The organism is Microbacterium sp. B19(2022), assembly GCF_012030385.1.
Lineage (GTDB): Bacteria > Actinomycetota > Actinomycetes > Actinomycetales > Microbacteriaceae > Microbacterium > Microbacterium oxydans_B.
Genome location: NZ_JAAUVO010000001.1, coordinates 327,276 through 351,061, shown reverse-complemented (window position 1 = coordinate 351,061; position 23,786 = coordinate 327,276). Strand labels below are relative to the sequence as shown.

30 protein-coding genes are annotated in these 23,786 nt (G+C 69.5%); 20 read left to right on the top strand and 10 right to left on the bottom strand.

The features are described 5' to 3' along the window. Positions 1–203: 203 nt before the first annotated feature. The 3 genes from HCX50_RS01730 to HCX50_RS01720 all read left to right on the top strand — a co-directional run bounded on the left by HCX50_RS01730 (position 204) and on the right by HCX50_RS01720 (position 2,005). A complete protein-coding gene (locus HCX50_RS01730) occupies positions 204–710 on the top strand; it encodes a hypothetical protein (RefSeq protein WP_237682268.1) in 507 nt (168 codons plus the stop codon). 87 nt (positions 711–797) lie between these two features. Beyond that, a complete protein-coding gene (locus tag HCX50_RS01725; RefSeq protein ID WP_205828690.1) occupies positions 798–1,415 on the top strand; it encodes a ClpP family protease in 618 nt (205 codons plus the stop codon). Then, entirely contained in the window at positions 1,412–2,005 is a 594-nt protein-coding gene (locus HCX50_RS01720) for a ClpP family protease (protein ID WP_091032237.1), read from the top strand. The genes HCX50_RS01725 and HCX50_RS01720 overlap by 4 nt, the downstream gene beginning before the upstream one ends. Before the next feature lies 1 nt (position 2,006). Here HCX50_RS01720 and HCX50_RS01715 read toward each other — a convergent pair whose 3' ends face one another. The 3 genes from HCX50_RS01715 to HCX50_RS01705 form a co-directional block, all read right to left on the bottom strand. Beyond that, positions 2,007–2,366 carry a helix-turn-helix domain-containing protein gene (locus tag HCX50_RS01715; RefSeq protein WP_167632770.1) on the bottom strand — a complete coding sequence of 120 codons (360 nt, stop codon included), beginning with the start codon at positions 2,364–2,366 and terminating at the stop codon, positions 2,007–2,009. 104 nt (positions 2,367–2,470) lie between these two features. Further along, positions 2,471–2,944 carry a MarR family winged helix-turn-helix transcriptional regulator gene (locus HCX50_RS01710; RefSeq protein WP_091032232.1) on the bottom strand — a complete coding sequence of 158 codons (474 nt, stop codon included), beginning with the start codon at positions 2,942–2,944 and terminating at the stop codon, positions 2,471–2,473. Between the two features lie 29 nt (positions 2,945–2,973). Beyond that, positions 2,974–3,633, bottom strand: a complete 660-nt coding sequence (locus HCX50_RS01705) for a GTP cyclohydrolase II (RefSeq protein WP_091032229.1) — start codon at positions 3,631–3,633, stop codon at positions 2,974–2,976. A gap of 128 nt (positions 3,634–3,761) precedes the next feature. On the opposite strand from HCX50_RS01705, the gene HCX50_RS01700 reads away from it, so the two are divergent. After that, entirely contained in the window at positions 3,762–4,781 is a 1,020-nt protein-coding gene (locus HCX50_RS01700; RefSeq protein ID WP_167632769.1) for a zinc-dependent alcohol dehydrogenase family protein, read from the top strand. 49 nt (positions 4,782–4,830) lie between these two features. Further along, positions 4,831–5,232: a (R)-mandelonitrile lyase gene (locus HCX50_RS01695; RefSeq protein ID WP_167632768.1), complete on the top strand. Its 402-nt coding sequence runs from the start codon at positions 4,831–4,833 to the stop codon at positions 5,230–5,232. A gap of 91 nt (positions 5,233–5,323) precedes the next feature. Here HCX50_RS01695 and HCX50_RS01690 read toward each other — a convergent pair whose 3' ends face one another. Next, positions 5,324–6,259 (bottom strand): DMT family transporter, encoded by a 936-nt coding sequence (locus HCX50_RS01690; RefSeq protein WP_237682267.1) that lies wholly within the window; start codon positions 6,257–6,259, stop codon positions 5,324–5,326. Positions 6,260–6,366: 107 nt separating this feature from the next. Here HCX50_RS01690 and HCX50_RS01685 point away from each other — a divergent pair, with 107 nt between their 5' ends. Beyond that, entirely contained in the window at positions 6,367–7,206 is an 840-nt protein-coding gene (locus tag HCX50_RS01685; RefSeq protein ID WP_167632767.1) for a sulfurtransferase, read from the top strand. Here the strand turns inward: HCX50_RS01685 and HCX50_RS01680 are convergent. Further along, positions 7,194–8,117, bottom strand: a complete 924-nt coding sequence (locus tag HCX50_RS01680; protein ID WP_167632766.1) for a hypothetical protein — start codon at positions 8,115–8,117, stop codon at positions 7,194–7,196. The genes HCX50_RS01685 and HCX50_RS01680 overlap by 13 nt on opposite strands. A gap of 304 nt (positions 8,118–8,421) precedes the next feature. On the opposite strand from HCX50_RS01680, the gene HCX50_RS01675 reads away from it, so the two are divergent. The 3 genes from HCX50_RS01675 (at position 8,422) to HCX50_RS01665 (ending at position 10,926) form a co-directional block, all read left to right on the top strand. Next, complete coding sequence (locus HCX50_RS01675) at positions 8,422–9,072, top strand: acyl-CoA synthetase (protein WP_091032213.1); 651 nt, start codon at positions 8,422–8,424, stop codon at positions 9,070–9,072. Continuing rightward, positions 9,069–9,422 carry a hypothetical protein gene (locus tag HCX50_RS01670; protein ID WP_091032210.1) on the top strand — a complete coding sequence of 118 codons (354 nt, stop codon included), beginning with the start codon at positions 9,069–9,071 and terminating at the stop codon, positions 9,420–9,422. The genes HCX50_RS01675 and HCX50_RS01670 overlap by 4 nt, the downstream gene beginning before the upstream one ends. Positions 9,423–9,492: 70 nt before the next feature. Beyond that, the gene (locus HCX50_RS01665; RefSeq protein ID WP_167632765.1) at positions 9,493–10,926 is read left to right on the top strand and encodes an MFS transporter; all 1,434 of its coding nucleotides are present in this window, start codon (positions 9,493–9,495) and stop codon (positions 10,924–10,926) included. An 18-nt stretch (positions 10,927–10,944) separates the two neighbouring features. Here the strand turns inward: HCX50_RS01665 and purB are convergent, their stop codons facing one another. Together purB and HCX50_RS01655 are read right to left on the bottom strand one after the other, a co-directional pair. Then, positions 10,945–12,327, bottom strand: coding sequence for an adenylosuccinate lyase (gene purB, locus HCX50_RS01660; protein WP_167632786.1), 1,383 nt, complete (start codon positions 12,325–12,327; stop codon positions 10,945–10,947). Next, on the bottom strand, positions 12,324–12,863 hold the full coding sequence (locus HCX50_RS01655; RefSeq protein WP_029264367.1) for a low molecular weight protein-tyrosine-phosphatase: 540 nt from the start codon (positions 12,861–12,863) through the stop codon (positions 12,324–12,326). The genes purB and HCX50_RS01655 overlap by 4 nt, the downstream gene beginning before the upstream one ends. 148 nt (positions 12,864–13,011) lie before the next feature. On the opposite strand from HCX50_RS01655, the gene HCX50_RS01650 reads away from it, so the two are divergent. The 4 genes from HCX50_RS01650 to vapC are packed head-to-tail and all read left to right on the top strand — an operon-like array spanning position 13,012 to position 15,213. Then, positions 13,012–13,275 (top strand): hypothetical protein, encoded by a 264-nt coding sequence (locus HCX50_RS01650; protein ID WP_091032203.1) that lies wholly within the window; start codon positions 13,012–13,014, stop codon positions 13,273–13,275. After that, complete coding sequence (locus HCX50_RS01645; RefSeq protein WP_167632764.1) at positions 13,272–14,558, top strand: hypothetical protein; 1,287 nt, start codon at positions 13,272–13,274, stop codon at positions 14,556–14,558. The genes HCX50_RS01650 and HCX50_RS01645 overlap by 4 nt, the downstream gene beginning before the upstream one ends. A 38-nt stretch (positions 14,559–14,596) precedes the next feature. Further along, complete coding sequence (locus HCX50_RS01640) at positions 14,597–14,815, top strand: type II toxin-antitoxin system VapB family antitoxin (protein WP_167381565.1); 219 nt, start codon at positions 14,597–14,599, stop codon at positions 14,813–14,815. After that, positions 14,812–15,213, top strand: coding sequence for a type II toxin-antitoxin system VapC family toxin (gene vapC, locus HCX50_RS01635; RefSeq protein ID WP_167381564.1), 402 nt, complete (start codon positions 14,812–14,814; stop codon positions 15,211–15,213). The genes HCX50_RS01640 and vapC overlap by 4 nt, the downstream gene beginning before the upstream one ends. A gap of 24 nt (positions 15,214–15,237) precedes the next feature. Here vapC and HCX50_RS01630 read toward each other — a convergent pair whose 3' ends face one another. The 3 genes from HCX50_RS01630 to HCX50_RS01620 form a co-directional block, all read right to left on the bottom strand. After that, complete coding sequence (locus HCX50_RS01630; protein WP_029264370.1) at positions 15,238–15,642, bottom strand: phage holin family protein; 405 nt, start codon at positions 15,640–15,642, stop codon at positions 15,238–15,240. A 66-nt stretch (positions 15,643–15,708) separates the two neighbouring features. Beyond that, positions 15,709–16,071, bottom strand: coding sequence for a type II toxin-antitoxin system death-on-curing family toxin (locus tag HCX50_RS01625; RefSeq protein WP_091032195.1), 363 nt, complete (start codon positions 16,069–16,071; stop codon positions 15,709–15,711). After that, positions 16,068–16,274, bottom strand: coding sequence for a ribbon-helix-helix protein, CopG family (locus HCX50_RS01620; RefSeq protein ID WP_091032192.1), 207 nt, complete (start codon positions 16,272–16,274; stop codon positions 16,068–16,070). The genes HCX50_RS01625 and HCX50_RS01620 overlap by 4 nt, the downstream gene beginning before the upstream one ends. Positions 16,275–16,358: 84 nt before the next feature. Between HCX50_RS01620 and HCX50_RS01615 the strand changes: the two genes are divergently transcribed. From HCX50_RS01615 to HCX50_RS01585, 7 genes are all read left to right on the top strand, one after another. Then, entirely contained in the window at positions 16,359–17,426 is a 1,068-nt protein-coding gene (locus HCX50_RS01615) for a histidinol-phosphate transaminase (RefSeq protein WP_167632763.1), read from the top strand. A gap of 105 nt (positions 17,427–17,531) precedes the next feature. Next, positions 17,532–18,659 carry a pyruvate dehydrogenase (acetyl-transferring) E1 component subunit alpha gene (gene pdhA / locus HCX50_RS01610; protein WP_167632762.1) on the top strand — a complete coding sequence of 376 codons (1,128 nt, stop codon included), beginning with the start codon at positions 17,532–17,534 and terminating at the stop codon, positions 18,657–18,659. Next, positions 18,656–19,636 (top strand): alpha-ketoacid dehydrogenase subunit beta, encoded by a 981-nt coding sequence (locus HCX50_RS01605; protein ID WP_167632761.1) that lies wholly within the window; start codon positions 18,656–18,658, stop codon positions 19,634–19,636. The genes pdhA and HCX50_RS01605 overlap by 4 nt, the downstream gene beginning before the upstream one ends. A gap of 27 nt (positions 19,637–19,663) precedes the next feature. Further along, entirely contained in the window at positions 19,664–21,016 is a 1,353-nt protein-coding gene (locus HCX50_RS01600; RefSeq protein WP_167632760.1) for a dihydrolipoamide acetyltransferase family protein, read from the top strand. A gap of 77 nt (positions 21,017–21,093) precedes the next feature. Further along, entirely contained in the window at positions 21,094–22,089 is a 996-nt protein-coding gene (locus HCX50_RS01595; protein ID WP_167632759.1) for a metal ABC transporter solute-binding protein, Zn/Mn family, read from the top strand. Further along, positions 22,086–22,907, top strand: a complete 822-nt coding sequence (locus HCX50_RS01590; RefSeq protein ID WP_091032175.1) for a metal ABC transporter ATP-binding protein — start codon at positions 22,086–22,088, stop codon at positions 22,905–22,907. Before HCX50_RS01595 ends, HCX50_RS01590 begins: the two co-directional genes overlap by 4 nt. Further along, a complete protein-coding gene (locus HCX50_RS01585; protein WP_167632758.1) occupies positions 22,904–23,764 on the top strand; it encodes a metal ABC transporter permease in 861 nt (286 codons plus the stop codon). The genes HCX50_RS01590 and HCX50_RS01585 overlap by 4 nt, the downstream gene beginning before the upstream one ends. The last annotated feature ends 22 nt before the right edge of the window (positions 23,765–23,786 follow it).

The following is a 23,786-nucleotide window of genomic DNA, read 5'->3' as shown; positions in this document are numbered from 1 at the left end:
ACCCATCCCCCTGCCCTGAGCGGGTGCCGCCCCACCGGCATCCGCTCAGGGCGCACCCGCACGCGCTGCGATCCGCCGCGATTGGCGCGTCGCATCCGGAACGGGCACGATGGAATGCGGGGGAGTTTCCCGACGAGGATGCGATGCGGTCGTGTCCCGGGAAGAGGCCCCTCGCCCGTCCGCAATCGGGGAAGGATCTGTTCGTGGCTGGTCACGCGCCCGCAGGATCGACTCGGCCGCGTCGCCGCGCATGGTGGGTCATCGGGATCGTGGCGGGTTCCCTCGTCGCCCTCGTCATCGTCGCGCTGGCGATCCTGGATTCGAAGCCCGGTTTCACGACGAACGTGACGATCTCGCTGAGCTACGTTGCCGATGACGGTCAGAAATACTCCTGCACCTACGACTACAGCACTCCGGACCGGCTGCCGATGCCCGCCGACATCGCCGAGAGCATGAACTCCCGCGACTGGTCGCAAACCGGCCAGGAGATCTACGAATGGGCGAAGAGCCATCCGGCCGAGCACTGGACGACCGAGGATGAGCTGCCCGCAGACGACCCCGAGTCGACCCGGGCTGATGCGTCCTGGGGGCTCGCGATGGAGAAGTACGTCACGTTCCCCCCGTGGCTGATCGATGCGGGGGAGGGGGACGAGTACGCGCTGTGGTGGGAAGCGCGCGCGGGCAGCAACTGCGAAGACGGCTTGCGCTGAGACGGCGTCAGGACGTATCTGCTCAGGGCAGAGCGGCTCAGGGCAGAATCCGGCCGCACACGCGCGGCGGCGACGGATGCTGGGGGCATGAGCGAAGACAACCCCTCCATCCCGCAGTTCGGTCCTGAGGCCCGGCGCGCACTGTTCCACGAGCGGGTGCTCGTGCTCGACGGTGCGCTCGACGACGACAACGGCACGCTGTTGATGACGCAGCTGCTCGCGCTGTCGGCCGAGGACCCCGCCGCCGACATCGCCCTCTGGATCCACTCGCCCGGGGGCTCGGTGCCGTCGATGCTCGCGATCCGCGACATCATGCGGCTCATCCCCAATGACGTGGCCACCCTCGCCCTCGGGCTGGCCTGCAGCGCGGGCCAGTTCCTGCTCTCCGCGGGCACTCCCGGCAAGCGGCGGGCCCTGCCGCACGCGCGCATCCTCATGCATCAGGGATCGGCGGGCATCGGCGGCTCCGCGGGCGAGATCGAGACGCAGGCCGACGACCTGCGGCACACGCGCGACACGGTCCTGGGCCTCATCTCGGCCGACACCGGCCAGCCCCTCGAGCGCATCTTCGAGGACTCGCTGCACGACCGCTGGTACACCGCGACCCAGGCGCAGGACTACGGCTTCATCGACGGGATCGTGGCCTCGATCGCCGAGGTGATGCCGCGACAACGCGCGCGCGTCGGGCTGGGGGTGAACGCATGAGCACGTACTCGATCCCCAACGTCATCGCGCAGCATCCGCGGGGCGAGCGCATCATGGACGTGTACTCCCACCTGCTCGCCGAGCGTGTCATCTATCTCGGGACCGGCATCGACGCGGGTGTCGCGAACGCCCTGATCGCGCAGCTGCTGCACCTCGACGCCGACAGTCCGGAGAGCGGCATCCAGTTCTACATCAACAGCGAGGGCGGTGACCCCGGAGCGGCGCTCGCGATCTACGACACCATGCAGCACATCCGACCGGCCATCGCGACGACGTGCGTCGGTCAGGCGATCGGTCCCGCCGCGCTGCTCGTCGCCGCGGGGGCAGAAGGTCAGCGCGCCGCGCTCGCGCATGCCCGGATCGTGCTGCATCAGCCCGCCGGCCAGTCGCGCGGCGCGATCCCCGACCTGATCCTCGCGGCCGACGAGGTCGTGCGGGTGCGGTCCGACATGGAGGAGATCCTCGCCAGGCACAGCGGGCGCACGGTTGCGGAGCTCCGCGCCGACACCGACCGCGACCGGGTGTTCACGGCATCCGCGGCCCTGGACTACGGACTGATCGACACGGTGCTGGGCCCGCGGGGGGCGTGAGTCAGGCGGCGAGGGCGAAGGAGCCGCGCGACACCGACACGGAGACGGCAGTGGATGCCGGCACCGCGGCCGAGCGCAGGTCATCGGCCACGGCGCTCGTGAGGTCGATCAGACTCGTGTCGAGGGCACCGGCGATGGCGGCGATCATCTCGCTCGACGGCTCCTTCAGCCCCCGTTCGACCTCGGAGAGGTACTGGCGCGAGACGCCCGCCTTCTCCGCGGTCTCGGTGAGGGTCTCCTCGCGGTCGTGGCGGCGGCGACGCAGCTGGTCGCCCAGCATCTGACGCCACAGCGGCTCGGGCCCGCTCGACTTCGGGCGGTCGGGGCGAGGGGTGCGCGGGAACGAGATCAGGTCGGCCATGCCTCACGATAAACCGCGGTGTTCGGCGGGTTCGAGCGGTTCTGCTCAGAGCAGAACCGTGCACACAGGGGAGGAGCTCGCGCACCTCGCCGCGGGTGACCGGCTTACAGCGCCGCGGTCACGCCGGGCAGCAGCTTGCCGAGGATCGCCTCGAGCTGCGCGCGCTCCTCTGCCGTGAGCGGATCGAGCACCAGTTCCCGCACCTGCTCGACGTGCACCGGCGCGGCCGTGCGCAGCATCTCGCGTCCTTCCGCGGTCAGGGTGGCCGAGAGCGTGCGCTTGTCGGAGCTGCACGAGGTGCGCTCCACCCAGCCGCGCTCCTCGAGCGAGTCCAAGGCGTGGCTCAGGCGTGAGCGGCTGAGCCCGGCGATGCGCGCGAGTTCCGTCATCGTCACGGTGCCTTCGCCCTGCCCGGCCAGCGTGACGAGGATGGCGTAGCGGGCGTGGTTGAGCCCGACCTCGTCCTTCAGGGTGCGATCGAGCACCTGCGGCAGCAGCTGGACGAACCGGATGACGGGAAGCCATGTCGCCATCTCGCCGTCGTCGAGTCGACGCGGATGCTGTCCTGCCGCCGTCATCGTGTCCTCCTGGACTGCCACGCCGACGGTCACGCCGCCGACAGGTCGAGCGTGTGCGCGGTGTGGTCCCGCTTGGCCTGCAGGTAGCGGGTGTTCGCCTCCGACAGGTGCACCTCGGTGGGCACGCGCTCGGTGACGCGGATGCCGAGGGCCTCGAGCTGCACGGCCTTGTCGGGGTTGTTGCTCAGCAGGCGGATGCCGTCGACACCGACCGCGTTCAGCATCTGCGCGGCGACGGTGTAGTCGCGCTCGTCTTCGCCGTGGCCCAGGGCGACGTTCGCCTCATACGTGTCGAGTCCGGCATCCTGCAGCGCGTAGGCGTCGAGCTTGGCGTACAGGCCGATGCCGCGACCCTCCTGGCGCAGGTAGAGCAGGAAGCCGCCCTCGTCGGCGATGCGCTCCACGGCCTCGCGCAGCTGGGGGCCGCAGTCGCAGCGCTCCGAGCCGAAGACATCACCGGTCAGGCACTCGCTGTGCGGGCGCACGAGGGGTGCGGCGCCTCCGTCGGCCGCGCGCTCGAGTGCCGCACGCCAGTCGCCGAGGCCGAGCAGCAGGTGTTCGCGGCCGTCGATCAGGCCGTCGAAGGTGACCACGTCGGCGGTGGTGGAGAAGCCGTCGCCGAAGCGCAGCGGCACGCGGACGCGGGTGCGCTCCGTGGCGACCGGAGCGACGGTTGAAGTTTCAATCATGCCGGGTGCAACGCGCGGCCCGTCGAACTATTCCCGTCCGCAGCGATCCGAGGGGTGCCATGAGAGAGCCTCCCACCTGTGACGGAATCGGCGTTGACTGGATTCACACGATAGAAGGAGCAGTAAGAATGCGTGGAGTAGTCATGTACGCCCCCGGCGACGTCCGGGTCGAGGAGCGCGAGAAGCCGACGATCACCCGGCCGACGGATGCCGTCATCCGGCTCGCCGCGACCTGCATCTGCGGGTCGGACCTGTGGCCGTATCGCGGTGACGACAACGTCGATCACACCCCGATGGGGCACGAGTACGTCGGCGTCGTCGAGGAGATCGGCGACGAGGTGCAGACCCTGAAGGTCGGCGACTTCGTGGTCGGCTCGTTCATGGCCTCGGATAACACCTGCGAGATCTGCCAGGCGGGTTACCAGTCCCGCTGCGTGCACGTGGTCCCGATGGGGAAGTACGGCACGCAGGCCGAGTACTCGCTCATCCCGCACGCGGACGGCACGCTCGTCGTCACGCCGGGGCAGCCCGACGCCGACCTGATCCCCTCCCTGCTCGCGGCATCCGACGTCCTCGGCACGGGCTGGTTCGCGGCGGTCGCCGCCGAGGCCGGACCCGGCAAGACCGTCGCCGTCGTCGGTGACGGAGCGGTGGGACTGCTCGGCATCCTCGCCGCCCGGGAACTCGGGGCCGAACGCATCATCGCGATGAGCCGGCACGCCGACCGGCAGGCACTGGCGCGCGAGTTCGGAGCCACCGACATCGTCGAAGAGCGCGGAGACGAGGGTGTGGCGCGCATCAAGGAGCTCACGAACGGGCTCGGCGCGCACTCGGTGATCGAGGCGGTCGGCACGCAGGAGTCGATGATGCAGGCGATCCGTTCGACCCGTCCCGGCGGGCATGTCGGCTACGTGGGCGTCTCGCACGAGGTGGCGCTGCCCGGCGAGGAGCTGTTCTTCTCCGGCGTGCACCTGCACGGCGGGCCGGCTCCGGTGCGGCGCTTCCTGCCCGAGCTGATCCAGCTCATCTGGGACCGCAAGATCGACCCCGGCAAGGTGTTCGACCTCACCCTCCCGCTCGAGGACGCCGCCGAGGGCTATCGCGCCATGGACGAGCGTCGCGCCACCAAGGTGCTGCTCACGGTCTGAAAGCCGCGCATCTGCGCATCCGCACATCCGCACATCCGAAGGAGATCTCATGCACATGGAACCTCGCACGCCGACGGCGAAGAATCCGCCGGAGCAGTTCACCGGAGACGTCTGGCTCGACGTCATCGCCGCGCCGAAGGAGGGGGATCAGCGGATGTTCGCCGGACTGGTGCGCTTCGCCCCGGGTGCGCGCACCGCCTGGCACTCGCATGCGCGCGGACAGTTCCTGCGCATCACCGAGGGAACGGCGCTGTGCGGCACCCGCGACGGCACGGTCGTCGAAGCACGGCCCGGAGACACCATCTACACCCCGCCGGGCGAGGAGCACTGGCACGGCGCCACCGCGGACTGCTTCATGTCGCACATCGCGATGATCGAGAACGCCGACGACCCCGCGACGTCGACCACGTGGCTCGAGCATGTGACCGACACGGAGTACTCCCGCCGCTGACGCCTTGCGTCGGCACCCTCACTCTGCGCTCCGCCCCGCGCTTCGTGCGGTGAAATCCATCTCTGACGGCCGGATCCGCCAGATCCGGCCGTCAGAGATGCGATTGGCCGTCGGGAGGTGCCGGGGCTCCCGGCCCCGGCACCTGCGCTCGCCGCCGCCGCCGCCGCACGAGCTTCAGCTCGCTGGCGAGGATCCCGAGCACGACGAGTGCCCCGCCGATGAGCGCGGTCGCGGGCAGCCGTTCACCCGCGATGCGCCCGATGACCCCTGCCCACACCGGCTCTCCGGCGTAGATGATGGCCGCGCGGGTGGGGGAGACCGACTTCTGCGCCCAGTTCATGGTCAGCTGGATCAGGCAGCTCGCCGCACCCAGCCCCACCGCGCAGCCGACCCAGATCCACGAGAACTCCGGCACGCCCTCGCCCACCACCGGCATCGTGAGCAGCCCCAGCACCCCGGCGGTCAGCAGCTGGATGACGGTGATGCGGCCCAGGTCGATCTTCCCGGCGAACAGGCTGATCAGGATGATCTCGGCCGCGATGGGCAGGGTGCTGATCATGGTCGCGATCTCGCCCGCGCCGAGGGTGAGCGCGAAGGCGTCGGGCCCGGCGATGAGCAGCAGTCCCACGAACGCCAGTCCCGCACCCACGAACGCCATCGCCGGCGGGCGCTTTCGGAACACGGCCCACTGCGCGAACGGAACCAGCGGCACGTACATCGCGGTGATGAACGCGGATGTGCTGCTGTCGATCGTCTGCAGCCCGAGCGTCTGCAGCCCGTAGCCGAGGTAGATCATGACGCCGATCGCGACGCCGGCGCCGACATCACGCCAGCGGATGCCGCCCAGCACGCGGCGGAAGATGACGACGCTGATCAGTCCCGCGATCAGGAACCGGATGCCGACGAAGAACCAGGGCCCCGAGTGCTCCATCGCCCAGTGCACGAGCAGGAACGTGCCGCCCCACACCGCGGTGATCGCGATGAGCGCGGCTTCCTGCGGGCGTAGGCGCATCCACCGAAGGGGCATTCGCAGCCCCTTTCTCGACGTTGCCGGATCGAGCATAGTCGCGCGGATCGTGACGGGAGAAGACGGCCCCGAACCGGATGCTGCGGCAGACTCGGTAGCCTCGCAGGATGAGCGACTTCGTGAGTGCATCCGAGCTGAACGACCTGCTGAGCCGAGGCGCGCCGGTGCGTGTGATCGACGTGCGGTGGCGGCTCGATCGGCCCGAGGCCGGGCATGACGACTACCTGACGGGCCACATCCCCGGTGCCGTGTTCGCCGCGCTCGACACGGAGCTCTCGACCCACGGCGAACCGTCGGAGGGGCGGCATCCGCTGCCGTCGACGGCCACGCTCCAGGCCGCGGCCCGTCGGTGGGGCGTCCGTGCGGGCGACACCGTCGTGGCCTACGACGACTTCACAGGCATCTCGGCGGCGCGCGCCTGGTGGCTGCTGCGCCAAGGAGGGGTCGACGTGCGCGTGCTCGACGGCGGCATCCGGGGCTGGCAGGCCGAGGGGTTCGAGGTCGCGACCGACGATGTGGTGCCCGAGCCGGGCGATGTCGTGCTCGACGAGATCGGCGGTGACGCGCTGTCGATCGACGAGACCGCCGCGTTCCCGGAGTCGGGCGTGCTGATCGACGCGCGAGCGGCCGACCGGTACCGCGGCGAGTCGAAGCCGTACGACCCGGTCGCCGGACACATCCCCGGCGCGCGCAACCTGCCCGAACCCGTGCACTTCGACGCAGCGGGCCGGATCCTCGACCGCGAGACGATCCTGGCGTCCTTCGCCGAGATCGGGGTGACGCCCGGCACGCCGGTCGCCGCCTACTGCGGATCCGGCGTCACGGCCGCCCACACCGCACTCGTCCTGCACGAGGTCGGCATCGACGCCCGGGTCTTCCCCGGCTCGTGGAGCCAGTGGTCCAACACTCCCGGTCGCCCGGTCGCCACGGGGGATCAGCCCGGCTGACCCTCTCGCGGGCCGAACCCCCAGTGCAGCGCGAGCGCGCCGGGGCCGAACGCGCGACGCACCAGGTGCACCGACGTCCCGCGGGTGAGCGGCACGTCGGTGACGGTGACGCCCTCGGGGGTCTCGACCCGTTCCTCGCACCAGTCCGGCACGGCATCCGGGTGGAATCGCGTCCACACCAGCAGCTCTCTGGCCTTCTGCGCCAGGGCGTGGCCGGTGTCGCGCATCGGCGGATACTCGGACGGATACGTCACCGACCACTCGACCATCGCGGTGTCCGGTGCGGTGAGCGGCACGTCGAGTTCGAAGAGCACCCCGTGCACCTCGCCGTCGGGGTGCGAGTACCGCGCGGTGATGCGTCCGCCCGACACCGCGCTCAGGATCGGCGCCGGGGTGCTGACCCCCGGTGTGATCTCGAGGAACGGGATGGCCGTGATCGTGCCGATCGTGGACTGCACGATGCTGCGGGTGATGCTGAACGCGACGTTGCCGTCGGCGTCGACGTCGGTCACGGAGTGGGTCGTCAGCTCGCGTGAGGTGTCGGGGTAGGTCGCCCCCAGCGCATCGAAGGCGACCATGACCGCCCGTTCGAGTTCCTCCTCGTCGAGGGGGAACTGATTCGGACCGAGCGGACCGGTCCGGTTCGTGGGACCGAGGTGACGGCGCAGCGCCCCGGCATCGAGGCAGAGAAGGTCTTCGATGTCGACGAGCGCGGCGAGTGACTGCGCACCTTCCGGGCGGCGTGCCCCCGAGCGCCAGTAGCTCAGCGTGGCCATCGACACGCGGTTCCCGCGCATGTTGAGCTGCTGATGCAGCCACGACAGCGTCACGTGCCGCGCGTTGATCGCGTCGCGCAGAGCCGCCGCGAAAGCATCGGATCCGGACCTGCGTTCGTCATACTCGTAACTCATCACAGCCCCCGTCCGGTATGTGAAGACCACCGCCCTAAAGTGAGCATACGACCGCACGCGCGCACCTCAGGGGACCGGGTGGGCATGTGGGGTCACTTGGCCGTCATCGCAGGCAGGGTGCCCGACCCTGCGAAGACCGGTCTGACGCAGTGATGCCCCCCTTGCTGCGTACGTCGTGAAGCCCGGCAATCGATCTGGGGAGATCAGCCGGGCTTCACGAATCCTCCTCCGCGCACCCGCGGGCGCTGCGGCTCCGCGCCCCCGCGTAGACTGGGAGGAACACCCCGGAGGACTCTGGACCGTCATGTCTGCCCCTGCTCGCGCATTCACCATGCGCCACGTGCAATTGCTGCGCGCGCTGTTCGCCGCCGTCGCCGCACTGATGATCACGTTCTCATCGGACCACTCCGCTCCCATCGGCCTCTCGGTCTTCAGCGGCTTCGTCTTCACCACCGCGCTCGTGCAGCTGCTCGCGGCCTGGCTGGTGCTCCCGGCGGGCTCGCGCTGGTCATACATCCTGCTCGCCGCGCTCGGCGTCGTCGCCGGCGGGGTGAGTGGCATCCCGGCCTGGCGATCCGACGATCTGTTCTTCATCGTCGTGTCCTCCTGGGCGATCGTGAGCGGCGGCATCGAGATCCTCGCCGGCATCCGCTCGCGTCGTACCGCTGATCCGCTCTCGCGCGACGCGATCACCGTCGGCGCGCTGGGCGTGCTGCTGGGCATCGTCCTGCTGCTGATCCCGGCCGGATTCCTGCAGGAGTACACGATCGAGAAGGCCGGCACGTTCGTGCTGTCCGGCATCATCCTCGGTGTCGGCATGTTCGGCGGCTACGCGGCGATCGTCGCGGTCTTCCTCGGCATCGCCGGGCTCACCCCGAAACGGGTGGATGCCGCCGCCGCGGTCACCGAATCGAACGACAGCGCCGCGCCTGCGGAGCACGGAGGAGAGCGATGAGCGACGAGAAGCCCACCCGTCGGGACATCCTGCGCCCGCTGCACCTGCTGCTGATCGCGCTGGGCTGCGGCGTCTTCGCCATGGTGGTCACGCTCGTCTCCACCGGGGCCTTCACGCTGCGTGTGAACACGGCGATCGCGAACGGCACCTACGACGGACTGACCCCGGTGGCGCTCGGGCTCGTGGTCGGCGGTGGGGCGTTCATCGTCACTCTGCTGATCCTGGCGATGCTGATCCTCGCGGTCGACCCGGCCGACGTCACCAAGACCATCGACCGTCCGGTGCTGTACGACCCGGAGCCCGAGGGCGAGGCGGAGGGCGACGAGCCCGGCCGCACGTCGTCGTCGTGACGCACGAGTGGTCCGCAGCATCCGCGGGGTCTGTCGGAATAGACGCGCGGCGTGAGCGCTTGTCCCTGAAGTGACTGCCTCCGTCGACCGCGCCTCCATCGGACTCCGGTCGCCGAGAGGCCCCATCCTCGGTGCGCTGATGCTCGCGACCGGGCTGATCGCGATCGACGCCACGATCCTCGCCACCGCGGTGCCCAGCATCGTCCGCGATCTCGGCAGCTACCAGCAGTTCCCGTGGCTGTTCTCGGTGTATCTGCTGGCGCAGGCCGTGAGCGTCCCCATCTACTCCCGGTTCGCCGACACGGTCGGCCGCAAACCGATCATCCTGCTCGGCATCGCCCTCTTCCTCCTCGGCTCGATCCTCTGCGGCTTCGCGTGGAGCATGCCGGCGCTGATCGTCTTCCGCATCATCCAGGGCCTCGGCGCCGGTGCGGTCGCACCGATGGCCATGACGATCGTCGGAGACATCTACACGGTCGCCGAGCGCGCCAAGGTGCAGGGCTACATCGCGAGCGTGTGGGCGATCTCGTCCGTCGTCGGACCGGCGCTCGGCGGCATCTTCGCCCAGCTCGACGCGTGGCGCTGGATCTTCTGGGTCAACATCCCGCTGTGTCTGATCGCGGCGTGGATGCTGCAGCTCAAGTACAAGGAGCAGAAGCAGACCGAACGGCACCGGATCGACTACGCGGGAGCCGTGCTGCTCACGGTCGGGTTGACCGGCCTGATCCTCGGGATGCTGGAGGGCGGCAACGCCTGGGCGTGGATCTCCGTGCAGAGCGCGCTCTGCTTCGGGATCGGCATCGTGGCGCTCGCACTGTTCGCGATGGTCGAACGCCGCGTCGCGGAGCCCATCGTCGACCTCCGCCTTGCGGCCAGGCCGCTGATCCTGACCACCACCCTCGTCTCGCTCGGGGTGGGTGCGCTCATGATCGGCGTCACCAGCTTCGCGCCCGCCTACCTCGAGGGCTCGCTGGGCATCGCGCCGCTGCTGTCGGGTCTGGCCGTCGCGGCGTTGACGCTCGGGTGGCCGATCGCCGCAGCGAACGTGGGGCGCCTGTATCTGCGCATCGGGTTCCGTCGCACCACACTGATCGGGATGAGCATCGCCTCGGTCGCGGCGATCGTCCTCGCGTCGGTGTCGGCTTGGCCGAACCCCTGGGTGCTGTCGCTGATCGCGTTCGTCCTCGGGTTCGGGCTCGGGTGGAGCGCCGCGCCGACCCTCATCGCCGCGCAGTCCTCCGTGGGGTGGGGCGAGCGCGGAGCAGTGACGGGCATGAACGCGTTCGCGCGGTCAGCGGGCAGCGCCGTGGGTGTCGCGGTGTTCGGGGCGATCTCGAACGCGGCCATCGCGCAGGGTGCCGGTCCCGACGATCCCGACACGATCATCCACGCATCGGTCTGGGTGTTCGTCGCGGTCGCCGTGACCGCGCTGCTCACGCTGCTCGCCGCCGCCTTCATGCCGAAGGACAAGGTCGAGGATCACTCCGGCGAGCCGGCGTCCTAGGTCGCTGCCGGGCTGGAGCTAGCGGGCGAGGCGCTCGGCGATGCCGGTGTAGGTGGCCGGAGTCAGCGCGAGGAGGCGCTGCTTCGCGGCATCGCCGATCTCGAGCCCCTGCACGAACTCGGCGAGGTCGGCGGCGCCCACCCGGTGGCCGCGCGTGAGCTCTTTGAGCAGCGCGTACGGGTCGGTGATCGTGGACCGACCGGCGACGACCTCGGCACGGATGACGGTCTGGATGGCCTCGGCGAGCACCTCCCAGTTCACGTCGAGGTCGGCCAGCAGCACGTCGCGCGAGAGCGAGATCGCATTGAGGCCACGGCGCAGGTTGTCGAGCGCGAGCAGCGAGTGCCCGAACGCGACGCCGATGTTGCGCTGCGTGGTGGAGTCGGTGAGGTCGCGCTGCAGGCGGCTGGTGACGAGGGTCTGGCCGAGCGAGGCGAGCAGGGCACCCGAGATCTCGAGGTTCGCCTCGGCGTTCTCGAAGCGGATCGGGTTGATCTTGTGCGGCATCGTCGACGAGCCGGTTGCGCCGGCGACCGGGATCTGCGCGAAGTAGCCGAGCGAGATGTAGGTCCAGATGTCGGTGGCGAGGTTGTGCAGGATGCCGCCGGCGTGACGCACGCGGTCGTACAGCTCGACCTGCCAGTCGTGCGACTCGATCTGGGTGGTGAGGATGTTGAAGCCGAGTCCGAGGCCCTCGATGTACTCGCGGGCGATGGTCGGCCAGTCGGCGTCGGGGTCGGCCGCGAGGTGCGCCGACCAGGTGCCGGTCGCGCCCGAGAACTTGGCCAGGTACTCGGATGCCGCGATCTGGCCGCGCACGCGCTCCAGGCGCCACGCGAAGACCGCGATCTCCTTGCCCATGGTCGAGGGGGTCGCGGGCTGGCCGTGCGTGCGGGAGAGCATCGCGGCGTCGGCGTGCTCGACGGCGAGTTCGCGGAGCTTCGCGATCACGGTGTCGAGGGCCGGCAGCCAGACCTCCTCCACGGCGCGCTTCACGGTGAGCGCATACGACGCGGAGTTGATGTCCTCGCTGGTCGCGGCGAAGTGCGTGAGCTCGGCGATGGCGTCGAGTCCGAGCGTCGAGAGGCGGTCGCGCACGAGGTACTCGATGGCCTTCACGTCGTGCTGGGTGACGGCCTCCTTCTCGGCGAGCCAGTCGATCTCTGCCTGCCCGAAGTCGCGGTACAGCGCACGCAGGCGATCCTTGTCGGCATCCGAGAGCGGAGTCGTCTCGAACAGCGAGCGGTCGGTGAGGGCGATCAGCCACTCCACCTCGACCTCGACCCGTGCGCGGTTGAGCCCCGCCTCGGAGAGGAAGTCGGCGAGACCGGTGACGGCGCCGCGGTAGCGACCGTCGAGAGGGCTCAGGGGCTGCGGCGGGAGCGAAGGCTGGAAAGTCAGGGGAGTCCTCCTGATGAGGCCCCGAAGGTTCGGGGCGAGCGGGGGAGACGAAGAGCGGGTTCGAGCTGGCGGAACAGGCCCCGAGTCGCCGCCTCAATCATACCGAGCACCGAATCGAACATCGCCGCCCCCGCGTAGTACGGGTCGGGGACGTCGTGGGTGGAGGCGTCCGGGTCGAACGCGAGGAGCAGCGTGACCTTGCCCTCTTCGTCCTCGTCGTGCGCCCACTCCCGAAGGATGCGCTCGTGCGTGCGGTCGAGCGCGACGACGAGGTCGTTGTCGGCGAAAGCCGCGGCGGTGAACTGGCGCGCCCGATGCCGGGAGCCGTCGTAGCCGCGCCGGGCGAGGGAGTCGATCGTGCGGTCGTCGGCGCGCTCGCCCAGATGCCAGTCGCCGGTGCCGGCGCTGCGCGAGACGATACGGGAGCCGAGTCCCTGCCGCTCGGCGAGGTCGCGGAAGACGACCTCGGCCATGGGAGAGCGGCAGATGTTCCCCGTGCAGACGAAGATCACGCGGAAGGGATCCGGGGATGTCACAGATACATTCTGCCCGCCTCCGACGATCCTGCACAGCGCGGGGTGCTCAGGCGCGCCCTCTCTGCACACCGAGATCCGGCTTTCCTCTCTCCACCGACCGCGGGAATCCGGTCGGGCCCGGACCCGTCGAACCCAGAGGCTGAGGGCCATGTACTCCCTCGCGCAGAATCATGTCATCGCCTCCGACGCCAGCTGGGTCTGGATGCTGACCAGTCGCGAGATCGGCACGGCGATATCGCTGTTGGAAGACGCCGGAGCCGTTCTGGTGTCGCTCGTCGATGCGTCGGATTGGCAGTCCGAGGGGTTCCGCGCCCTGCATGAGCGGCTGGCGCGACTGCGCGAAGACTGCGGTGCCGAGATCGGGCACCTCCGGGTGCGTCAGTGGGAGCTGAACGCCGGAGGAGCGGAATGAGTGGGCTGGACATCGAGCACGGCGGGGTGATCGCCGTCGACACCGAGCAGTTGCGTGATGTCGGTTCCCGCATACGCACGGTGGTGATGCAGTGCGAGGAGGCCCGGACCGCGATCGTCCGCGCGGGTGCGCTCCTGGCCTCTGCGCCGGAGGCCGCCCCGCAGGTCGATATCGGTGCCCTGCATCGCAGCGGGGAAGGTGTGGAAGCGCTGCGGGTGGAGCTCGACGACGCACGCGCGGGCATCCTCCTGATGGCGGACGCGTTCGAGGTGGTGGAGCTTCGGGCGCAGGCGGAGGCGCTCACCCTCGCGGATGCCGCGGCCGCGAGGATGATCCAGGCGCGCATCGATCGGCTCATCGACGGCGACGCGCGCATCGGAGTGATGGCCGACTGGCTGGTGGCCGACTGGGCGGGGCGACGCCACGGAGGGATGCCCGAGCCGATGGGCATCTTCGGGATGCTGCCGTCACTGCTCTTGGCAGGAGCGTTCGCCGGCCTCACGACCACACTCGGGAAGGTGCCGTCGGGCGCCCGTCTCACGGGGGCGGCCGATCCCGTGCGCGTCACTCCGACTGCCACGTCGACCCCGGCAGGTGCGCCGAAGGGCGTGGCCGGCGCATTGAAGCGCCTGCCGTCGACAAGTGCGCAGGTGGCGGTCGAGAAGTACACGATGCCCGACGGCGCGACCCGCTACGTGACCTACGTCAAAGGCACCCAGAACTCGGTGCCGTGGGAGGGCGGCGAAGACGATCCGTGGGACATGAAGTCGAACCTGGAGCTCTATCAGGGGCAGCGGTCGGCGTCGTATCAGGCGACCGTCGACGCGCTGGCCGCCGCGGGCGCAGAGCCCGGAGACCGTGTGGACATCGTGGGGTATTCGCAGGGCGGGATGATCGCGGCGCACCTCGCGATGGAGAGCGACTACGACGTCGCGTTGCAGCTGACGGCGGGAAGCCCGCAGGAGTCGTCGCTCGACGACGGCCAGACTCTCATCCAGCTCTCACACTCCGATGACGTCGTCGCCAAGCTCGCCGCGGGGGGATCGGCCACGGGCACCGGTTCGCCCGACAGCTTCACCGCGACACGCGAGGTCGACCCGCAGGACGGCGTGTTCGACCTGTCGCTGCAGCCGCACGCGATCGAGGCCTACATCGAGACCGCGCAGATGGTGGATGCCTCGTCCGATCCGCGTGCCGAGGCGCTCGACGCGTACTGGCGGGAGCTCGGCGATGCCGTCGAGATCGAACGCACCGAGTTCCACGCCGAACGGGTGAAACAGTGACCGTGGCGGCTGGTGTATCCGAGGTGTACCGTGCGTGTATGGCTCGCACGAACATCGACATCGACGAAGAGCTCGTCCGGGAGGTCATGCGCAGGTACGACCTCTCCACGAAGAAGGAGGCGGTCGATCTCGCCCTCCGCAGGCTCGTCGGCGTGCCTCTCACGAAGGACTTCCTCCTCGGCCTGAAGGGCACGGGCTGGAGCGGAGACCTCGATGCGATCCGCGACGATCCGCCGTCGCCGTGGGGCGACGCGTGATCCTCGTCGACTCCTCCGCGTGGATCGCCTACCTTCGCGGGGTCGACGCACCGGTCGTCGAGCGACTCGACGGACTGATCGCCGCCGGCGCGGACATCGCGATCACCGAGCCGGTGATCATGGAGCTGCTCGCCGGAGCGCGGCGACCGCAGGAGCTCTCGAGGGTGGAGGCGCTCGCGAACGGGCTTCCGCTCGCACCACTGCACGCGGTCACCGACTTCCGAGACGCGGCAGAGCTCTACCGAGCCTCGGCGGCCAACGGCCACCCGATCCGCAGCATGATCGACTGCCTGATCGCCGCCGTCGCGATTCGCCGTGACATCCCGCTCCTGCATGGCGACCGCGACTTCGGGTTCCTCGCCGAGATCAGTCCGCTTCGCCTCGACGTTCCGGCGTAGTCGCCGTGCTCAGCCGCGCCGGGCTCAGTCGCGGCGGGCGGCCTTCTTCTGCGGGCGCAGGATGAAGCCGAAGATGCCGTTGATCACCGAGATGATGAGCGCGGCGAGCACGCCCCACCAGAAGTCACCGACCGTCAGGCCCCAGCCGAAGCCGCTCGTGATCCACGCGGTCAGCCACAGCAGGAACCCGTTGATCAGGAAGCCGATCAGGCCGAACGTGATGATGTAGAGCGGGAACGCGACGATCTTCACGACCGTGCCGATGATCGTGTTGACGATGGCGAAGATCGCGGCAACCGCCAGCAGCGTCAGGACGACCTGCAGGGTCTCGCCGGGCGGGAACGCCCTGATCGTGACCTGGAGGGCGGGGATCAGCGTGACGACCCAGATGGCGAAGGCGTTGACGACGACGCGGATGATGAAGCGCATAGTCCGACCAGTGTCGCACGGACGCCGGCGAGAGTCAGCCTGCGGTGTCGTTACCCACTGCTGTTTTCAGCGACGATGGTCGCGGAGTAGGGCGGCGATCTCATCGAGGCTGGCTTTGCTCTGTGCCGTCCGAAGGATCAAGTCGAAAGCAAGCTCCGTGTCCATATCGATGAGGACACCGTTCATCTCGAGGAACGTCAGGGTGAGAACCCAGGAGAAGCGCTTGTTCCCATCGAACAGCGGGTGATTCTGGCTCAGGGATGACAGCAGAGATGCGGCCTTGACCTCAAGATCCGGATAGGCCTCGACGCCGAACATAGAACTCGACGGCCTGGCTAGCGCCGAGGAGAGCAACCCGATGTCTCGGATGTGGAGGCCCAGTTCCTCGGTGACTCCCACGGCGTGCGGAAGCTCCACGTACCGCGTCACGCGTCTTCGAGCTTCTTGAGTAGATCGGCGTACCGGTCGGCCACGCCTCGGGCGATCGTCACCGCTTGTTCTGTCGTCACCTCTTCGCGGAGAAATCGATCTGCGGCCTCGATCAGGAGTGCATGCTTGGACGTGTGTCGTCGCGATGCCAGCTCACTCAGCTGTACATCGAGTTCTTCGGGAAGTCGCACTGTCATCGCCATACCAAAATGGTACCACCGCAGATGTCGCGTGAACAGGGCCATCCCGGGCCATCCCCGCCTCCGTCACCCTCGTAGACTCGATCCGTGACCGAGCCGATCCTGCCCCGCATCCGCCCCGCCATCGCCGCCCTCGCGCCGTATCGGCAGGGCAAGCAGGCCGGCCCCGACGCGTTCAAGCTCTCCAGCAACGAGAACCCGTTCGACCCGCTGCCGTCGGTGCTCGAAGCGCTGCAGCACACGACGCCGATCAACCGCTACCCCGACGCCACCGCCGGTCGTCTGCGCGAGCGCCTGGGTGCGCGCTACGGCGTCGGCCCCGAGCAGGTGCACGTCGCCTCCGGCAGCGTCTCGATCCTGCACCAGCTGATCCTCGCGACCGCGTCCGTCGGCGACGAGGTCATCTACGCCTGGCGCTCCTTCGAGGCGTACCCGAGCCTTCCGCTGGTCGCCGGTGCGACCGGGGTCCAGGTGCCGCTCACCGCCGACTCGCGCCACGACCTCGATGCGATGGCGGATGCTGTGACCGAGCGCACCCGCGCGATCATCCTGTGCACCCCGAACAACCCGACCGGGCCGATCATCACCTCGGCCGAGTTCGCGATCTTCGTCGAGCGCGTGCCGAGCGACATCCTGATCATCCTCGACGAGGCGTACGCCGAGTTCGTGACCGCGCCGGATGCCGTCGACGGTCTCGCCGAGCGCGTGTTCGACCAGCACCCGAATGTCGTGGTGCTGCGCACCTTCTCGAAGGCCTACGGTCTCGCCGGCCTCCGCATCGGGTACGCGATCGGCCACGAGAAGGTGCTGGACGCCGCACGCACCACCGGCATCCCGCTCTCGGTCACCTCCGCTGCTGAGAACGCCGCCATCGCGAGCCTCGATGCCGAGCCCGAACTCCTCGAGCGCGTCGCCATCATCGTCGAGCGGCGCACCCGTCTCGTGGAAGGTCTCCGCGCGCAGGGCTGGGACGTCCCCGACTCCCAGTCGAACTTCGTGTGGCTGCCGGCAGGTGAGCGCACCGACGAGGTGGCTGCCGCGTTCGTCGAGAACGACCTCGTCGTGCGTCCGTTCTCGGGCGACGGCATACGCATCTCGGTCGGCGAGGAGGCCTCCCTCGAGCGCGTGCTCGAGGTCGCCGCCTCGGTTCGCTGATCCGCGCTCGCCGCGGCTTTCCGCGGTTTTCTCCGGCTTCCGGGCAGTTACAAGGGCGTCCTAGGTATGCGTGACCGGGCATGCCGACGCGGGTAGCGTGAGAGCGTGACCACCCCCGAGACCCCCCTTGTGAGCGTTCTGGATGAGACCGGACGGTTCGCGCCGTCCGCCGCCGCCGAGCGATACCTTCCGCTGATCGAGGCCATCAGCGACGCGGAGCTCGAGCAGTTCTACCGCGACATGGTCGTCATCCGCGCGATCGACACCCAGGCGACGAACCTGCAGCGGCAGGGGCAGCTCGCCCTGTGGCCGCCGAGTCGCGGGCAGGAGGCGGCGCAGGTCGGCTCCGGTCGTGCGGCCCGTGCGCAGGACACGATCTTCCCCTCGTACCGCGAGCACGCCGTCACCCGCATCCGCGGCGTCGACCCGGTCGACATCATCAAGCTGATGCGCGGCGTCTCGCACGGCGGATGGGACCCGACCGACCCGAAGAACGGCAACACGCGGCTCTACACGCTCGTGCTCGGCTCGCAGGTGCTGCACGCCGCCGGCTACGGGATGGGCCTCGTCTTCGACGGCCGCACGGGCACCGGTGACCTCGACCGCGACGAAGCCGTCATCACCTACTACGGCGACGGGGCCTCCAGCCAGGGCGACGTGCACGAGGCGATGGTCTTCGCCGCGAGCTACCAGGCGCCGACCGTCTTCTTCCTGCAGAACAACCACTGGGCGATCTCGGTGCCGGTGTCGACGCAGTCGCGCGTGCCGCTCGTGCAGCGCAGCGCCGGCTACGGCATCCCGAGCGTCCGTGTCGACGGCAACGACGTGCTCGCCAGCTACGCCGTCTCCCGGGTGGCACTCGACGAGGCCCGCAGCGGCAAAGGCCCGCAGGCGATCGAGGCCGTCACCTACCGTCTCGGCGCGCACACCACGAGCGACGACCCCACGAAGTACCGCGGCAGCGACGAGGAGCAGTACTGGGCCGGTCGTGACCCGATCGTCCGGATGCGCGCGTTCCTCGAGAGCCGCGGAGCGTCCGCGCAGCTGTTCGCCGATGTCGAGGCCGAGGCGGCGGACGCCGCGGAAGACCTTCGCGCCCGCAGCGTCGAGCTCGGACCGCCCAGCGTCGACAAGATGTTCGACCACGTGTACAGCGAACCGCATCCGCTGATCGACCAGCAGAAGGCCTGGCACGCGCAGTACGAGGCGTCGTTCGAAGGAGAAACCCGATGACCCTCGAGACGATGCCGCTCAGCAAGGCGCTGAACGCGGGGATGCGCAAGGCGATGGAGAACGACCCGAAGGTCCTGCTCATGGGCGAGGACATCGGCAAGCTCGGCGGCGTCTTCCGCGTGACCGAGCACCTGCAGCGCGACTTCGGCGACCGTCGGGTGCTCGACACCCCGCTCGCCGAGTCCGGGATCGTCGGCACCGCGATCGGCATGGCGATGGTCGGCTACCGCCCGGTCATCGAGATCCAGTTCGACGGTTTCGTGTTCCCGGCGTTCGACCAGATCACCACGCAGCTCGCGAAGCTCACCAACCGGCACGAGGGCGCGCTCAGCATGCCGATCGTGATCCGCATCCCCTACGGCGGGCACATCGGCGCGGTCGAGCACCACCAGGAGAGCCCGGAGGCGTACTTCGCGCACACTCCCGGACTGCGCGTGGTGTCGCCGTCGACGCCCAACGACGCCTACTGGATGATCCAGGAAGCGATCGCCTCGAACGACCCCGTGATCTTCATGGAGCCGAAGAGCCGCTACTGGCAGAAGGGCGAGGTCGACCTCGACGCTTCCGCCGTTCCCCTGCACTCGTCGCGCGTCGTCCGCACGGGCAGCGACGTCACCCTCGTCGGACATGGCGCCATGGTCACCACGCTGTTGCAGGCCGCCGCGCTCGCCGAAGCCGAGGGCACGAGCTGCGAGGTCGTCGACGTGCGCTCGCTGTCGCCGGTCGACTACGCGCCCATCCTCGACTCGATCCGCAAGACCGGACGCATGGTCTACGCGCAGGAGGCGCAGGGCTTCGCCAGCATCGGCGGTGAGATCGCGGCGACCGTCATGGAGCGTGCGTTCTACGCACTCGAGGCCCCGGTGCTGCGCGTCTCCGGCTACGACACCCCGTTCCCGCCGGCGAAGCTCGAGGGCTCCTACCTCCCGGATGCGGACCGCATCCTCGAAGCCGTCGACCGTTCACTGGCCTACTGACCGCCCGCTCGGCCGAAAGGACTCGTCATGAGCACGCAGAACTTCAACCTCCCCGACGTCGGGGAGGGTCTGACCGAGGCGGAGATCGTCGCCTGGAAGGTCGCCCCCGGTGACACGGTCGCGATCAACGACGTCGTCTGCGAGATCGAGACGGCCAAGTCGCTCGTCGAGCTGCCGTCGCCGCACGCGGGCGTCGTCGGCGAGCTGCTCGTCGCCGAAGGAGCGACGGTCGAGGTCGGTTCACCGATCATCACCTTCGTGACGGATGCGCGCGACGACGCCGGCCCCGGCGTCGTCGCCACGGCCGAGGCCCCCGCGCCGGAGGAGGGCGGCGGCTCGGTGCTCGTCGGCTACGGCACGGGCGGCGGTGCGACCTCGCGCCGCAAACGCCCGGCCGAGCGCCCGGTGCGCTCCTCGGTGGGCGTGATCGCCAAGCCGCCGATCCGCAAGCTCGCGCGCGATCTCGGCGTCGACCTCACCGCGGTCGCCGCGACCGGAGCCGACGGCGAGGTCACTCGGGACGACGTCGTGAAGCACGCCTCGCAGGCCAGCGTCTTCCGCAACATCGAGACCCCGGAGTGGGGCGACGTCCGTGAAGAGACGGTGCCCGCGCCGCAGGCCGCTCCGGCCGGACTCGCCCGCGGCCTCTCGGCGACCCGTCCGTCGGCCGCCGGCGACGACCGCACCGAGTCCATCCCGGTCAAGGGTGTGCGCAAGGCCACCTCCTCGGCCATGGTGCAGAGCGCGTACTCGGCCCCGCACGTGACGGTGTGGAAAGAGGTCGACGCGAGCCGGACGATGGAGCTCGTGAAGCGGCTCAAGGCCTCACCCGACTATGCCGACATCAAGGTCTCGCCACTGCTCATCGTGGCCAGGGCCGTGATCTGGGCGGCTCGGCGCACGCCGATGGTGAACGCCGCCTGGATCGAGACGGATGCCGGCGCCGAGATCGCCGTGCGCCACTACGTGAACCTCGGCATCGCCGCCGCCACCCCGCGCGGCCTGCTCGTGCCGAACATCAAGGACGCGCAGGATCTGAGCATGAAGGACCTGGCGCGGGCGCTGAACCGCCTGACGCTCACGGCGCGCGAGGGCAAGACGCCGCCGGCCGATCAGCAGGGCGGCACGATCACGATCACCAACATCGGTGTGTTCGGGATGGATGCCGGCACCCCGATCATCAACCCCGGCGAGGCCGGCATCGTGGCGATGGGCACCATCAGCCAGAAGCCGTGGGTCGTCGACGGCGAGGTGCGCCCGCGCTGGGTGACCACGGTCGCCGGGTCGTTCGACCACCGCGTGATCGACGGCGACGGCATGAGCCGCTTCATCGCCGACGTGGCATCCGTGCTCGAGGAGCCCGCGCTGCTGGTCGAGTGAGCCTGCGGCGTCGAGCCCGGGAACGCGGCATCCCGCTCAACTTGATAATGGTTCTCATTAGCGTTTAGAGTGAGGGCATGAAGAAGCCCGTCGTCGCCCTCGCCCTCGCATCCGTCGCCGCACTCACGCTGGCCGGATGCTCCACCCCGGCAGCGGGAGAGGGCGACGGCGGCACCATCACGGTCGTCGCGAGCACCAACGTCTACGGCGACATCGCCGCGCAGATCGGCGGCGACCGCGTCGAGGTCGAGTCGCTCATCACCTCGGCCTCGCAGGACCCGCACTCCTACGAGGCGACCGCGCGCGACCGCCTCACGGTGCAGAAGGCCGACCTGGTGATCGAGAACGGCGGCGGCTACGACGCCTTCGTCGACACGCTGCTCGAGGACGCGAAGGACCCGCACGTCGTCACGGCGGTCGAGTTCTCGCACGACTTCCCCGGCAACGAAGGCCACGACGAGGCCGAGCACGACCACGCCGACGACGAGTCCCACGACCACGATCACGCCGAGGGCGAAGAGGGTCACGAGGGCCACAACCACATCGAGGGCTTCAACGAGCACGTCTGGTTCGACCCGCACACGATGATCCATGTCGTCGAGGCGATCTCCGACGAGCTGGCCGAGCTCGACCCCGACGGGGCGAAGGAGTTCGCGGCCAACGCCGACGAGATCGTCGCCGACCTGGAGGGCTTCGAGGCCGACCTCGAGACCATCAAGACGGATGCCGCCGGGGCGACGGTCTTCATGACCGAGCCGCTGCCCGGTTACCTCGCTGCCGCGGCCGGCCTCACCGACGTCACGCCCGAAGGGTTCGCCGAGTCGGTCGAGGAGGGCACCGATGTCGCGCCCGCCGTGCTGCTCGAGGCGCTCAAGGTCATCGACGGCGGCGAGGCCACGGCGCTGCTGACCAACGCGCAGACCGGTGGCGCGGAGACCGAGCGCGTCGAGGCGGCCGCGAAGGACGCCGGCATCCCCGTCGTCGCCTTCACGGAGCTGCTCGAGGACGGATCGTCGTACTCTGAGTGGATGAGTGACGCGATCAAGAGCCTCGCCGCCGCTGTCCAGCCGTGAGCGGCGGCGCTCCGGTCCTCGAGATCACCGACGCCGCGCTCCAGCGCGGGGATCGCGAACTCTGGTCAGGGCTCGACCTGACGGTGCAGCCCGGCGAGTTCATCGCGGTGCTCGGCCCGTCCGGGTCGGGCAAGACCACGCTGCTGCGCAGCATCCTCGGTCTGCAGCCGCTGTCTTCAGGGTCGATCCGCGTCGCGGGGGAGCCCGTGCACCGCGGCAACTCCCGCATCGGCTACATCCCGCAGCAGCGCAACCTCGCCCCCGACACCAGCATGCGAGCCCGTGACCTGGTGGGGCTCGGCGTCAGCGGAAGCCGGTTCGGGTTCCCGATCCCGCATCGCGGCGACCGCGCCAAGGTCGACCGTCTGCTCGAGTCCGTCGGGGCCTCGCACTTCGCCGATCGCCGTGTCGGCCTGCTCTCGGGAGGCGAGCAGCAGCGGCTGCGGGTCGGTCAGGCCCTCGCCGACGAGCCGGCGCTGCTGCTGTGTGACGAGCCGCTGTCGAACCTCGACCTGGCCAACCAGCTGGCCGTGACCGACATCATCGACCGCCAGCGCCGTGAGCGCGAGGCCGCGGTGCTGTTCGTCACGCACGACATCAACCCGATCCTCGGCCGCGTCGACCGCATCCTCTACATCGCGGGCGGCCGGTTCCTCCTGGGCACTCCCGACGAGGTGCTGCAGACCCGCGTGCTCAGCGACCTCTACGGCACCCCGGTGTTCGTGCTCCGCGCGGGCGACCGGCTGGTCGTCGTCGGTGTTCCGGATGCCGAGCCGCACCACGACCACGGCGACCACGAGCACGGAGGAGCGGCATGAGGCCCCTGGTCGACTGGAGCGACGTCTTCTCGTTCCAGGACTACGGCGAGCTCGTCGCCCTGCTGTCGAACTCGATCATCGCGGGTGCGGTCCTCGGCATCGTCGGCGGACTGATCGGCGTCTTCGTGATGCAACGCGACCTCGCGTTCGCGGTGCACGGTGTGAGCGAGTTGTCGTTCGCGGGTGCCGCCGCCGCCCTGCTGTTCGGCGGCAGTGTGGTGTTCGGGTCGTTGGCCGGCGCCCTGGTCGCGGCGATCCTGATCGGCATCCTCGGGGCCAAAGCCAGGGACCGCAACTCGATCGTCGGGGTGCTGATGCCGTTCGGCCTGGGCCTCGGCATCCTGTTCCTCTCCCTGTACGACGGCCGCAGCGCCAACCGGTTCAGCCTGCTGACCGGGCAGATCGTCTCGGTATCCAGCCCCGACCTCGGCTGGCTCATCGGCATCAGCATGGTCGTGCTCATCGGGCTGCTGGTGATGTGGAACCCGCTGCGCTTCGACTCGCTCGACCCGGAATCGGCCGCGGCGCGCGGTGTGCCGACCCGTGCCGTGAGCCTGATGTTCATGGTCCTGCTGGGCCTCATCGTCGCGGTGAGCGTGCACATCATCGGCGCGCTGCTGGTGATGGCGCTGCTGGTGACCCCCGCGGCCGCGGCGATGCGGGTCACGGCCGGCCCCATCGCGGTGCCACTGCTGTCCGCCCTGTTCGGATTCATCTCGGCCGTCGGCGGCATCCTGCTCGCCCTCGCCGGCACGCTGCCCGTGAGCCCGTACATCACGACCCTGTCGTTCACCATCTACGTCGTGTGCTGGATCGTGCAGCGCTCGCGCGCCAGGGTGAAGCGCGTCCGGGCCTGAGTCATGCACGGGCGCATCCACT